The organism is Rhizobium bangladeshense, from assembly GCF_001662075.1.
Lineage (GTDB): Bacteria > Pseudomonadota > Alphaproteobacteria > Rhizobiales > Rhizobiaceae > Rhizobium > Rhizobium bangladeshense_B.
Window position 1 is genome coordinate 199,847 of record NZ_LYPL01000003.1, and the last position, 12,118, is coordinate 211,964.

At 62.3% G+C, this 12,118-nt stretch carries 12 protein-coding genes; 3 read left to right on the plus strand and 9 right to left on the minus strand.

Annotation, left to right across the window (positions count from 1 at the left end; translation table 11 throughout):
* Positions 1–20: 20 nt before the first annotated feature.
* The 6 genes from A7X77_RS08545 to A7X77_RS08570 form a co-directional block, all read right to left on the minus strand.
* A complete protein-coding gene (locus A7X77_RS08545; RefSeq protein WP_064682523.1) occupies positions 21–740 on the minus strand; it encodes a cytochrome c oxidase subunit 3 in 720 nt (239 codons plus the stop codon).
* Positions 737–2,506 (minus strand): cytochrome c oxidase subunit I, encoded by a 1,770-nt coding sequence (gene ctaD, locus A7X77_RS08550; protein WP_064682524.1) that lies wholly within the window; start codon positions 2,504–2,506, stop codon positions 737–739. Before ctaD ends, A7X77_RS08545 begins: the two co-directional genes overlap by 4 nt.
* 91 nt (positions 2,507–2,597) lie before the next feature.
* Positions 2,598–3,407 carry a cytochrome c oxidase subunit II gene (locus A7X77_RS08555; RefSeq protein WP_064682525.1) on the minus strand — a complete coding sequence of 270 codons (810 nt, stop codon included), beginning with the start codon at positions 3,405–3,407 and terminating at the stop codon, positions 2,598–2,600.
* 162 nt (positions 3,408–3,569) lie between these two features.
* A complete protein-coding gene (locus tag A7X77_RS08560) occupies positions 3,570–3,959 on the minus strand; it encodes a c-type cytochrome (RefSeq protein ID WP_064682526.1) in 390 nt (129 codons plus the stop codon).
* Between the two features lie 179 nt (positions 3,960–4,138).
* Entirely contained in the window at positions 4,139–5,062 is a 924-nt protein-coding gene (locus tag A7X77_RS08565; RefSeq protein ID WP_064682743.1) for an MYG1 family protein, read from the minus strand.
* A 168-nt stretch (positions 5,063–5,230) separates the two neighbouring features.
* Positions 5,231–5,794 (minus strand): hypothetical protein, encoded by a 564-nt coding sequence (locus tag A7X77_RS08570; protein ID WP_064682527.1) that lies wholly within the window; start codon positions 5,792–5,794, stop codon positions 5,231–5,233.
* A 406-nt stretch (positions 5,795–6,200) separates the two neighbouring features.
* Between A7X77_RS08570 and A7X77_RS08575 the strand changes: the two genes are divergently transcribed.
* Both A7X77_RS08575 and A7X77_RS08580 read left to right on the plus strand, forming a co-directional pair.
* Complete coding sequence (locus A7X77_RS08575) at positions 6,201–7,970, plus strand: hypothetical protein (RefSeq protein ID WP_064682528.1); 1,770 nt, start codon at positions 6,201–6,203, stop codon at positions 7,968–7,970.
* Entirely contained in the window at positions 7,885–8,484 is a 600-nt protein-coding gene (locus A7X77_RS08580) for a hypothetical protein (RefSeq protein ID WP_156668095.1), read from the plus strand. The genes A7X77_RS08575 and A7X77_RS08580 overlap by 86 nt, the downstream gene beginning before the upstream one ends.
* 147 nt (positions 8,485–8,631) lie before the next feature.
* Here A7X77_RS08580 and blh read toward each other — a convergent pair whose 3' ends face one another.
* Both blh and A7X77_RS08590 read right to left on the minus strand, forming a co-directional pair.
* Positions 8,632–9,912, minus strand: coding sequence for a bifunctional sulfur transferase/dioxygenase Blh (gene blh, locus A7X77_RS08585; RefSeq protein WP_064682530.1), 1,281 nt, complete (start codon positions 9,910–9,912; stop codon positions 8,632–8,634).
* Between the two features lie 117 nt (positions 9,913–10,029).
* Positions 10,030–10,398 carry a DsrE family protein gene (locus A7X77_RS08590; RefSeq protein ID WP_064682531.1) on the minus strand — a complete coding sequence of 123 codons (369 nt, stop codon included), beginning with the start codon at positions 10,396–10,398 and terminating at the stop codon, positions 10,030–10,032.
* Positions 10,399–10,480: 82 nt separating this feature from the next.
* On the opposite strand from A7X77_RS08590, the gene A7X77_RS08595 reads away from it, so the two are divergent.
* A complete protein-coding gene (locus A7X77_RS08595) occupies positions 10,481–11,476 on the plus strand; it encodes an AraC family transcriptional regulator (protein WP_064682532.1) in 996 nt (331 codons plus the stop codon).
* Positions 11,477–11,654: 178 nt separating this feature from the next.
* Here the strand turns inward: A7X77_RS08595 and A7X77_RS08600 are convergent, their stop codons facing one another.
* On the minus strand, positions 11,655–12,071 hold the full coding sequence (locus tag A7X77_RS08600; protein ID WP_064682533.1) for a hypothetical protein: 417 nt from the start codon (positions 12,069–12,071) through the stop codon (positions 11,655–11,657).
* Between the last annotated feature and the right edge of the window lie 47 nt (positions 12,072–12,118).

Here is a 12,118-nt window from a genome sequence, read left to right on the forward strand (position 1 = left end):
CAAATCTCCCGGTTGAGCCCCTAATTCAGCAATGTGCGGCAGAGATCGACGAAATCATTCGCCCACCCGGCAAAGAGCGCAAACAGCAGCAGCCAGACGGCAAGCATGAAATGCGAATAGATCGCCGAAAGGTCGACGCTGAGGCTGAGCCTGTCCGACGCGATGTCGGTCGCGAAAGCGCGCAGGGTCGTGTGACCCAACACCATGAGCCCGCCGAGAATGTGCAGGCCATGCAGACCGGTCAGCATATAGAAGAAACTGTTGGCAGGATTGTCGGCCAGCACATATCCAGCCGTCGTCAGCTCGCGCCATGCCTGGATCTGTCCGGCGAGAAAGAGAACGGCAAGAGCAAATGCGACGGCAAGGGCCGGCCGCAGGCGTTCGACGCGGCCATGCCGCGCTTCGCGTCTGGCCCATTGCAGCGCGGCGCTGCTCAAGGCGAGTGCTGCCGTGTTGACCCAGAGCAGACGCGGAACCGGCATCCCCCACCAGTCCGCTGACGCCATGCGCATGAAGTAGGCGCTGACGGCAAGGCTGAAGAGAGCGCCGACGACGCCGAGAAATACGAAGAGGCCGATCTTCACCGCCGGCACCGGCTGCTGTCGCCGGTCGCCATCGTCGTGGGCCGGCAGTTGCACCGACCCGGTTTCCAGCCAGGGCTTCGAGGTCAACCGCTGTCCGGCCAGCCACCAGATGATGATGGCGCCGACTGCGGCAAGGAAGATCAGCGTGACGTTCATGCCGGAACCTCCCGTGTGACGCCGCCGCTTGCCGGCTCCGTCTGCGGAATGAAATCCTCGGCTGCCCCCGGAACGCTGTAGTCATAGGCCCAGCGGTAGACCACCGGCAGGTCCTTGCCCCAGTTGCCGTGCGCCGGCGGCGTCTGCGGCGTCTGCCATTCGAGCGTCGTCGCCCGCCACGGATTGCCGCCCGCCTCTCTTCCCCGGAAAAGGCTCCAGACCAGATTGAACAGGAAGACCACCTGCCCGGCCCCTACGACGAGCGCCATGACTGATATGAAGATGTTCAGCGTATGCGCCGAAGGTGGAACGAAGGCCGCCTCTCCCATCTCGAAATAGCGGCGCGGCACGCCGAGCAGGCCGAGATAATGCATCGGAAAGAAGATCGCATAGGTGCCGAGAAAGGTGATCCAGAAGTGGATATGGCCGAGCACGTCGTTCAGCATGCGCCCCGTCACTTTCGGGTACCAGTGATAGATCGCCCCGAAGATGACGAGGATCGGCGCGACACCCATAACCATGTGGAAATGCGCGACGACGAACATCGTATCCGACAGCGGCACGTCGACGACGACGTTGCCGAGGAAGAGGCCGGTCAGGCCGCCATTGACGAAGGTAACGATGAAGGCCAGCGCAAACAGCATGGGTAGCGTCAGGTGGATGTCGCCGCGCCAGAGCGTCAGCACCCAGTTATAGACCTTGATCGCCGTCGGAATGGCGATGATCAGCGTCGTGGTGGCGAAGAAGAAGCCGAAGGCTGGGTTCATGCCGCTCACATACATGTGGTGCGCCCAGACGATGAAGCTCAAGGCGCCGATGATGACGATCGCCCAGACCATCATGCGGTAGCCGAAGATGTTCTTGCGGGCATGCGTGCTGATCAGGTCGGAAACGATGCCGAAAGCCGGGAGCGCGACGATATAGACCTCCGGATGCCCGAAAAACCAGAACAGGTGCTGGAACAGGATCGGGCTGCCGCCGCCATGCTGCAGCTGCGTGCCCATTTCGACGATGGCGGGCATGAAGAAGCTGGTGCCGAGCAGGCGGTCGAACAGCATCATGACACAGGCGACGAAGAGGGCCGGAAAGGCCAAGAGCGCCATCACGGTCGCGGTGAAGATGCCCCAGACGGTGAGCGGCATCCGCATCAACGTCATGCCGCGCGCCCGCCCCTGCAGCACTGTCACCACATAGTTCAGCCCGCCCATAGTAAAGCCGATGATGAAGACGATCAGCGAAGTGAGCATCAAGAGGATACCCCAGTCCTTGCCGCCGGGCGTGCCGGACAGAACCGCCTGCGGCGGATAAAGCGTCCAGCCCGCCCCCGTCGGGCCGCCGGGGGCAAAGAAGCCGGCGGCGAGGATCAGCACCGCGAGGAGATAGATCCAGTAGCTCAGCATGTTGGCATAGGGAAACACCATGTCGCGGGCGCCGACCATCAGCGGAATGAGGTAATTGCCGAAGCCGCCGAGGAAGAGCGCGGTCAGGAGATAGATCACCATGATCATGCCGTGCATGGTGATGAACTGGTAATAGTGATCGGCATCGATGAAGGTGAAATAGCCGGGAAAGGCAAGCTGGATCCGCATCAGCCAGGAGAGCACCAGCGCCACAAGACCGATCGCGATCGCCGTCAGCGAATATTGCACGGCGATGATCTTGGCATCCTGGCTGAACACATATTTCGTCCACCAGCTTCTCGGATGATAAAGCTCGACATCCTCGACTTCGGCGGATGGGATGCTGCCGGATGGAATCTCGACCATGATCTCTCTTCCCTTTCCCCGATGCGGCCTTAGGGCCGTCGTCCCGCCGGTTCCCTGAACCGGCTTGCGGCCTCCGGCCGTCCTGGTCGCGTCAGTTCGCCGGCCCAGCCGACGCCGTCAACTGAGTGAATGTCTGCTGTTGCCCGAGCCAGGTCTGATAATCCGCGTCGCTTTCGACGACGACAGTGCCGCGCATTTGCGGATGGCCGACGCCACAGAGTTCGGCGCAGAGGATGTCGAAGGTCCCCGTCCGCGTCGGCGTGAACCAGAAATAGGTGATCATCCCGGGGATCATGTCCATCTTGGCGCGGAATTCCGGCACGTAGAAATCATGGAGCACATCGACGGAGCGCAGCAATATGTGCACCGGTTTGCCGATCGGCAGATGCAGCTCGCCGCCCTCGATGATGACGTCGTCGAGGCCGCTTGCATCGCTCTTGTCGAGGCCGAGCGGGTTTTCCGGGCTGACGTCGCGCGTCTCGGCACGGCCGAGTTTTCCATCCGCTCCCGGCAGGCGGAAGCTCCACAGCCATTGCTGGCTGACGACCTCGACTGATGCGGCATCGGCAGGCACCGATATGAACTGGTTCCACACGATGAGGCCGGGCGCCAGCATCGCCGCGACGCCGACCGCCGTTCCCGATGCCAGCAGCACCTCCAGCCTGCGGTTTTCAGGCTCGTAATGCGCCTTATTGCCCGGCCTGTGCCGGAAGCGGAAGACGCAATAGGCCATGAACGAAACCACCGCCACGAAGACGATGCCGGTGATCCAGAAGGTAATGACGAGGGTAGTGTCGATATAGGTCCAGTTGGACGCGATCGGCGTCCACCACCAAGGGCTCAGCACATGGAACAGCACGGAGCCGACGACAATCAGGACGAGGATCAGCACGACAGCCATTTCCGCTCCTCCTCGAGCAGGTTGACCCGTGAAACCGCATTCCGCAAAAAGTCCGTGTTTATTATCGCACAGATAGAAAATATCGCAATTACGGCGATTTAGCCATCCGTCTCTCGCCGCTAACCCGTCGTTCGGAGTATTGCCATCTGAGAATATTGCCCGTCACTGTGAATATTGTTTGAGATAGGCGATGAGATCGGTGATCTCCTTTTCGTCCTTCACGCCGACAAAGGCCATCTTGGTGCCCTTCACCTTCGCCTTCGGATTGTGCAGATATTCGCGCAGCACCGTCTCGTCCCAGATGAGACCGCCTTCGCCGGCCGCCTTCATTCCGGCCGAATAGGCGAAATTGGGATGCGTCCCGGCCTTCCTGCCGAACAGTTTGTTCAGAGACGGGCCGACCTTGTTCGTATCGGAGTCCACGACATGACAGGTCGCGCACTTCTTGAAAACAACGGCGCCCGCCGCCGCGTCGCCCTCCTGCGCCCCGGCGTTAGCGGGAGCAAAGGCAGTTACAGCTGCACCAATCAGCAGAACGACACGATAATCCATGGCAAACCTCATCCTCCTCAAGGTCGCCAGCCACTCACACCGTCCACTATCTCTCGCGTGTGGGTGGTGGTTGTTATACCAGGAAGATTAGTCCTTCGCGGATGCAAGTCAATCGCTTCCACTGTTGGAACGACCTGAACGAATTTGATATCAGGTAGATCCGACGCGGATAACGGCCGCTACACCCCGATCGAAAGAGCCTCCTTGACCGCCAACTCGGCCATGGCAAGCGCCGCCTCGCGGCTCCCGGCGGCGGCGATGAAGCGGCCGTTATGGCAGAAGCTCGCGCCCTTTATGCCGCAAACCGCCGCCAGCTCTCCATTGGCAAGACCGGCCCAGGCCGCAGGCAGGTCAGCCCTTAGCTCGAACCCCTCCTCGGCGCGGCGGATGCCGGTTACGCACCAATCCTTTTCGCGCGGGTGGACGACGAACAGCAGGTGATCCGCGCCGGCCTTGACGATAGCAGGACGGAAGGGCATCCCCCTCGGCAGTTCCAGAATATGGCCCTGCCCCGCAGCCTTGATGGCCTCGTGCACGATCGCCTCAGCCCGCAATTTTGCAGCGTTCTGAGAGATCTTGGCCTCGACGAAACTGCGGGCAATGGCAAGGGCCGCGTGAAAGGCGCGATCGTCGGCATCCGGCTCCGCTTCGTCGAAAACCGGTTTCAGGGTCTCGAGCAGCGCCGGCAGCGCCAAGCCCGCCAGCGGCCCCGAGGGGCTGAGCGCGCCATTGTCGGTCAGATCGATCGGCAACACGAAGCTCGCATCGAAAGAGCTATGCACGGCTTCGACATGGTCGGCGGGAAGGCCGCGAGCGGCGAGATAATCGCGGCCGTAATGTTTCCAGATCAGGCCGAATGAGCTGTAGGGCTGTCCATCGTCGCGCAGCGGCGCGCCGCGCTGGTGATGATCGAATATGCCGGCATCGGCGTTATAAGCTCCGCCGACATCATAGATGATCCGGTCCTGCCCTGGCGTGATCCACTCCGGCGCCCGGCTGCGGATCAGGCGCGCCTGCGGGAAAAGTCGGGTCAGGATGACGCTCGACAGCAGTTCGTCGGCATGAAAACCACCGGAATGGGTGACGAGGAAATCGGGGATCATGGAAATTATGCGCCTTGTCGTTCGCGGCAGGTCCGCTTGCGGGGTCCGAACCAGATAGCCGTTGCCGACCATGATCTCAACCCATCTTCGCGCATTCAGCAGGGCGCCGGCCCGTTGCCGGAAGGCGCGCTGCAGTTTTGGAGCGACGACAAGTGTAAACGCGCAGACCTAAAGCAGTGCCGGTGCCGGCTGTGCCGCGACAAGCGCGCGGCTAGCCGCCGCCCCGGCATGCAGGCAGATGAGTCCGATCGCGGCCAGAGAATTGATCAAAAGAACCTCAGCCACAACAGCTGCCGAAAACGCCCCGTCGCCGGACGGAAGCACGGCCGTTGCGGCAAAAAGCACGCCCTCGTAAGCAGCGAACCCGGCGATGAACGCGCCGGCCATCGTGACGGCAGGGCCTGCCGTAAGGCGCAGCACCCCGAGCGCCGCCGCAAGCGATGCAAATGCCGCAATCCCGATCGCCAGCCCCCAGGCATAGCTGTCGAAGGTCTGGGGATAGCCGAGGACGAGATAGCCGACCGTCTGGTTGGCAAGCCAGGCAAGCAGCACCGCCATCAGCGCCATCCGCCGGGGAAGCACGACTGCCGAGACCGCCGCCAGCGCCACGAAAGGCGTCACGCAGGCAAAAAGCAGGCTGAGAGCGACGCTGGCACCGGCAATGACGGCGACCCAGGCGACCGCGAAACCGGGGGCGGCAGGGCGCAGGGGAAGCTGATTTCGTTCGAGCATGGTAGAACTCCCTTCAACCACTGGGAATAATAGCCGAACTGCACGAAAAGACTAGCGAGGCCGGGTCGGTACGAGATTATAGATTCCTATGTAAGGCACGGACCATAAGGCACGGACGGTCGCCGGAGGAAGCACGAACCCGCCGCCGGATCTCGGAACAATCCCCGCCTCCAATGCCCGGCGCCGACGGCCGGCAATACCTGAGGGCACCACCTGCGCCATATCAGTACAGCGCCACGCAACCCGGCATCCCTCCTGAGAAGCGCGCAGAACCACGGCAGTGATTTGAGAACCATTCACATCGAAAATGAAACACGTTTTGGTTTTATATTTTTCAGCCACCTGCGATGGATGTAGGCTCGCCTATCGTGAAGAACTGCAAGATCTCACCGTTTCGGAGGCCATCATGACCAGTTGGTATTTCATCCAGACAGCCTCCGGCACGGACGGCGTCAGCTACGGTCTCAACGTCCAGGGCGCCGGCAGCGCACCCGGCACTCCGATCATCACTTGGGGTTGGCAGGGCGGGGCCGATAACGAGCTATGGGCGATCGGCGACGACGGCTCGGTGGTGAGCGCGCTCGGTTCCGGCCTCTATCTCGCTCCGTCGCCGGAGGGAAGCGGCCTCGTCATCTCGGCGACGCCCGCCTACTGGTCATTCACCGCGCAGGGCACCATCGCCGCCGAGGACGGGTCAGTGATAACGGCAGCCTCAGGCGAGCTGCTCCAGGGAGCGCTGGTCCAGCTTTCGCCGGCCGAGGACGGTCCGCCGGCGACGCAATCCTGGTGGACGGCCCCGAACATGCAGGCGATCCCGCAGCAATTCAGCGCCTGGCGCTACATCGTCAGCAATCTTACCGACGGTGACGGCACGACCTTCGTGCTGAATGTCAAAGGCGCCGACGAGAGCCCGGGCACGGATGTTATCGTCTGGCAGCTCGAGGCGGATTCGAGCAATTCGATGTGGCAGATCACCAGCGACGGCCGCATTCTCAGCGCCATGAACCGGTCGCTGCTGCTCGGAGCGGCGGAAAGCGACGGCGGCCCCGTCGTCATTCAGTCGGCGCTCAGCCCTGAGAGCGGCCAGACCTGGAACTTCGGCCCTTCCGGCGTGATCGGCAATCCCGATACCGGCCTTTCCCTCGGCATCGACGGCCAGCCGGATTCGCTGCAGCCGGGAACGGGGCCGTTGGCTGTCATCGGTGCGGTCGGGGGTTCCGATCCGCCGCCGAGTTTTCAATGGCAGCTGGCGCCGGACAATCCGCTGAACACGATAGTGATGCAGAGCCCGCAGCCGTTCCCGGCTTTCTTCGATGAGCAGGCCACAGTCTATATCTATATCATGAACGCCCTTGGCATCGCTGACATCCGCAGCGAATATGCCAACCTCACCATCTCACTTTCGGATTGGCACACGACAATCAGTACTATGCCTCGCCCGCCGGAGATGGACAAGACCGCCTGGAATGCCGTGGTGGCCGAACTGGGAGACGAGATCACCCGGGCCGACAGCGTACGCCTGTTCTTCGACGAATTCCGGGCCTACCAGACGAGCCTCCAGGCGAGCTGCACCGATCGTGGGCTCGACATCGGCACACTTGCCGGGTTGGAGAAGGGCAGCAGCATGAGCATCGGCGGCCTGATTCTGTCGGTTTTCGAAGGCATCCTCTATACCGTGCTCGAAGCGGTTCCGGGCGGCGAAGAGGCCGTGTCAACGGCATCGATCATCGGCAATGTGATGGAGGGATGCATTAACGTCGCCACCAACGCCGCCAACGTCAGCACCACGATTTCGGCGGACCCGTTTCCAGGTGGCCTACGCCAAATTGTGGGACGACATTGGGACGGCCTTCCAATCGACGACGGACGCCGCCGGCCTGATGGAAACCATCATCCTCTCCGACTGGGGCAAGATGCAGGCCTTTTATGCCGCGTCGATGGGGACCGGCCCGAACACGCTGAGCTGGCCCTCAGGACAGACCGCAACGCTGGTGGACAATTCACTTCCCGGTTTCGAGATCTCCGCCCTGCAGATGCTGCTGCCGGCCAAGTTCCAGATCTATTTCTACTACCAGAACGACGACAGCCCCGTGAACGGCGTACCGAGCGAAGCGCAGTGGGTCACGCCGGGCGGCGGCGGTACCTGGGTGAAATACTGGATCGCGGGGCAGGATAGTTGGGAGGCCTATCCCGACAGCGATTTGATGCAACAACATGTATGGGGCAACGGCGTTGCCCGGTCCGACTTCTTCCAGTCCTGCAACGGTTGGGGGTTTGCCACCTCCTATTGGGAAGGCAAGCACAATGTCGTCCTGACGATCTGCAACCAGACGCCCAATGTGCTGACAGTCGGCTATGAAGTCATCGACGGGAGCGGCGCTTTTCTTCGGCCGAGCCTCCTGCCTGGAGTGAGCACGGCGCCCCTGCCGCCCTACGGCTCGAATACGCTGCTCGCCACGTCGGGCATGTATCTGGATGCGCCGATATGGGTCAAGGATCAGTCCGGCAACTTGATCGCGGAACTGGTCGTCAATCGCGATCCGAACGGCTTCGAGGCCGGCGATGTCTGGATATCGAACCAGGCGACCAGCGGCGGCTACAGCCTTTCCTCCCCGATCTGCAATAGCGGCGACATCATCGACAAATGTAGCGGTGCGGCCCAGATCACGATCTTCTGGTCCGGATCGTGAGATAATGCCTGCGCCCGGGGAAGCACAGTCTCTCCTCCTCATTCCCGTGCCCTCAGGCTTCGCCCTAGGGATGTCACAGGAACCTAGCGTGCCCAAGTCCTTGGGCACGGGGAACTCCTTTCTCAGAGTGTCCCTCGACCGTCAGCCCTACAACACATCCAGCGGTATCTTCAGATACCGCCGGCCGTTCCCCTCCGGCTCCGGCAGCCGCCCGCCGCGGAGATTGACCTGCAGCGCATGAAGCATCAGCTTCGGCTTGGGCAGGGTGTGGTCCCGTGCCTGGCGTAGCGCCACGAAGCTGGCCTCGTCCTTGCCTGCTATGTGGGGATTGTCGCGTTTCTGGGCGGCGACGGTGCTCTCCCAGCGCGGGTGGCGCCCGTTCGGCTGGTAGTCGTGGCCGGAAAAGAGGCGGGTCTCGTCGGGCAGCGACAGGATCGCCTGGATCGACCGCCACAGGGCGGCGGCGCTGCCGCCGGGAAAATCCGTGCGCGCCGTGCCGGAATCCGGCGTGAACACCGTGTCGTGCACGAAGGCGGCATCGCCGATCACATAAGTCACCGAGGCGAGCGTATGGCCGGGCGAAAACATAACGCGAGCTTCAAGCTCGCCGATCTCGAACCTGTCGCCATCGGCAAACAGCCGGTCCCATTGCGAGCCGTCTGTTGCGAGAGCCGGCCAGTTATAGATCTCCTTCCAGAGGATCTGCACCTCGCTGACATGCGCGCCGATCGCTATCGGCGCGCCGATCTTTCCCCTGATGTAATGGGCGGCGGAAAAATGGTCGGCATGCGGATGCGTGTCGAGGATCCACGCGACCGTCAGCCCGCGGCCTTCGATATCGGCAAGGATGGCATCGGCGCTTGACGTGCCCGTCTTCCCCGAGGTCTCGTCGAAGTCAAGCACAGGGTCGATGATCGCGCAGCGTCCCGTGACAGGATCGGCAACGATATATTGCACGCTCCATGTAGCGGGATGGAAGTAGGCCTTCACATCGACCGTCTGCGCCGCTCGCGCCTCCAGCCAGCGGCGCGCGCCGGCAAGGTCGAAGCCGAGACTTTGGCCTAGCGGCTCGACATCCGCAGGCTTCATCCGCCCGTCCAACACCTCGCCCAGCACGTAGAGCGTCAATGCCCGCGTACCGCTTCTGCAATGGGCGACAATCGGCCCCTTCGCCGCGGCCATCGCTGCCTGAAAGGCGCGAATGTCTGCCTCGGTGATTTCGCTCCCCTTCACCGGCACGAAGCTATAGGAAAGTCCAGCGGCGGTGGCGGCAGCCTTTTCCGCTGCATTGCCCGGCTGCCCCGGCTCCTCGCCATCCGGCCGGGCATTGATCACTGCGGCGAAACCTTCACCCGCGAAAGCGACAAACCCGGCGGCATCGGGCTGCCCCGCCACCGATATCAGCTCATTGACCCTCACGGACGTCATTGAAGCCTCCGCGCCGCCCTCATCACATGGCATCACATGTATAAGGGTACAATCTCACGAGTATATTGCCGAATGCAACAATAGTGCTGGCATATGCCTCCCACCCGGTATGACTGATCAAAATGACAGCGTCGCGGCACCTTCCCTGATCTCGGCATGCATGGCGCTGGCGCCGACGATAACGACGCCATCGAGCAGGTCCTCCTGCGTATAGCCGCGCGAAGCCACACAGGGTGGGCAGGCCCAGATCGAGCCGCCGCGCTGCTGGAAATTCTCAATCAACGTCGAGAGCGGATCGAGCGGCGGCACATGCGTCATCCGCTGGCCGCTCTTGCGCACCAGGTCGATCCCAGTACTGGTGAGGAATACCGAGACCTTGAGCCCGGCGGTAATGCCGCCATTGGCAATGGTAAAGGCGACGGAGGAAAGTTCGGATTCGATGCCCTTGGTGACGAGCACGACCAGTTTATCGCTTTGACTTTGCATAGTATTCTCCAGTTGAATTCAAGATTACTTGGACTGAACGTGACCATGATAGGAGGGTGCGCGGCGCGCGTATTTGGCCGGAATGCGTGAAACCTTGTCCGAAAATCCAGATGCCGAGAGCGGCGTCACCCGTGATGACGTGCTGTCGGCGCTGCTTTCGACGATCCGTCTTTCGGGATCACTGCAGTTCTGCTTCATGCCGACGGGCGATTGGCAGACCGATGCCGCGCCGTCGCTTGCAGGCCTCTCGGCAAAGGCTACGGGCACAATGCCGTTCCATATCGTCGTGACGGGCAGTTGCTGGTTGAAAGCGGAAGGCGAAGAGACCGATCTGGAAGCCGGCGACGTCTTGGTCTTTCCCTTCGGCACCGGACATCAGCTGGGTGTCGGAAGAAATGGCACGCTGGTGCTGCCGACCCGCGACTTGCCGCAGAAGCCGTGGCGGGAGATTCCGGTGCTTCGCTACGGCGAGGCGGCGCAAAGCGTCCGGCTGCTCTGCGGCTATCTGCAATGGGATGGGCTGAGCTTTGCGCCGCTGCGCCAGGCGTTGCCGAAAATGATCCATGTCAGGACGCGGGCGGCCAATAACGGCGACTGGCTGCGCGCCACTATCCGCCAGATGGTCGAGGAGGTAGACAGGCCGCGCGCCGGCGGCATCTCGATGCTGCCGCGGTTGACCGAAATCATCTTCATCGAGATCCTGCGCCATCAGATCATGATGGCCAAACCCCACGCGATTGGCTTGCTGGCAGCGCTGGCCGACCCTGCGCTCTCGCGCTGCCTCTCCCTCATCCACGACGATCCCCGGCGTGACTGGTCGCTGGAGCTACTGGCGGCGGCATCGGGATCGTCTCGCAGCACGCTGACCGAACGCTTTCAAACGATGCTCGCCACATCGCCGATCCGCTATGTCAGAGACTGGCGACTCTATCTGGCAAGCGTGGCACTTGCCACGACAAGCCAGCCGATTGCAGCGATCGCCTATGACGCCGGCTACGCCACCGAAGCTGCCTTCAACCGCGCCTTCTCCCGCAGCTTCGCTCAGCCACCGGCCGTTTGGCGGGCGGCGCACGGCTGAACACGGTTCCAGTCGACGCATCCCGCATCTCACCCTCGCCCTCTGACAAGAAACCGAATCCGGCGCGAGGCTTGGGCAGTCAATGCTTTTCAGCTGCGCAACGTCGTCCGCTGCATCGAGTTCGAGCAGCAGTGATCAGTTGCCGTTCGGCGGTCGGCAAACGCGACGGCCGAAAAAGCTAGTTCTGGCCCTGCAGGCGGTCGATCACCTCTAGCAGCAGATCAGCGCAGGCCTTCATTGGTTCGTCCTCGGTGCATTTCAGATCGATCCGTGTGTTGCCGTCCTCAACTTGGAAATGGGCGGCCTTCGACGGCCGCGGCATGCGATGGCCCCGGAAATCGCGGAAGCCCATGTCGTCCCTCGAACCGTGCCACCGGTCGTCGGGGCGATCTCCGGATCGTGCGTCCGGGCTGCCCATCATCCGCTCGTCATCATCGGGAGCGGGCTGAGGCGGCGGGGCTGGCGGCGGCGGAGGCGAGCTAGGCTCGGTCGCGGTGGGTGGCGTTGCGGCGGATGGTGGAGGCGGCGGTTGTTGTGCGACGGCGGTGCTAGCGAGTGCGGCAAGGGCAATGCCTGATAGAAGAAGTCTTTGCATGGGTCGGTCCTTTCGGAGAAGTAAGACATGTCTGTAAACACCTCGGC

Bases quoted from the DNA above. Each gene is read 5' to 3' on its own strand.
- A7X77_RS08570 (WP_064682527.1), bottom strand. From the start codon at position 5,794: ATGCTCGAACGAAATCAGCTTCCCCTGCGCCCTGCCGCCCCCGGTTTC.
- ctaD (WP_064682524.1), bottom strand. From the start codon at position 2,506: ATGGTCGAGATTCCATCCGGCAGCATCCCATCCGCCGAAGTCGAGGAT.
- A7X77_RS08555 (WP_064682525.1), bottom strand. From the start codon at position 3,407: ATGGCTGTCGTGCTGATCCTCGTCCTGATTGTCGTCGGCTCCGTGCTG.
- A7X77_RS08565 (WP_064682743.1), bottom strand. From the start codon at position 5,062: ATGATCCCCGATTTCCTCGTCACCCATTCCGGTGGTTTTCATGCCGAC.
- A7X77_RS08590 (WP_064682531.1), bottom strand. From the start codon at position 10,398: ATGCAAAGTCAAAGCGATAAACTGGTCGTGCTCGTCACCAAGGGCATC.
- A7X77_RS08575 (WP_064682528.1), top strand. From the start codon at position 6,201: ATGACCAGTTGGTATTTCATCCAGACAGCCTCCGGCACGGACGGCGTC.
- A7X77_RS08595 (WP_064682532.1), top strand. From the start codon at position 10,481: ATGCGTGAAACCTTGTCCGAAAATCCAGATGCCGAGAGCGGCGTCACC.
- A7X77_RS08600 (WP_064682533.1), bottom strand. From the start codon at position 12,071: ATGCAAAGACTTCTTCTATCAGGCATTGCCCTTGCCGCACTCGCTAGC.
- A7X77_RS08545 (WP_064682523.1), bottom strand. From the start codon at position 740: ATGAACGTCACGCTGATCTTCCTTGCCGCAGTCGGCGCCATCATCATC.
- blh (WP_064682530.1), bottom strand. From the start codon at position 9,912: ATGACGTCCGTGAGGGTCAATGAGCTGATATCGGTGGCGGGGCAGCCC.
- A7X77_RS08560 (WP_064682526.1), bottom strand. From the start codon at position 3,959: ATGGATTATCGTGTCGTTCTGCTGATTGGTGCAGCTGTAACTGCCTTT.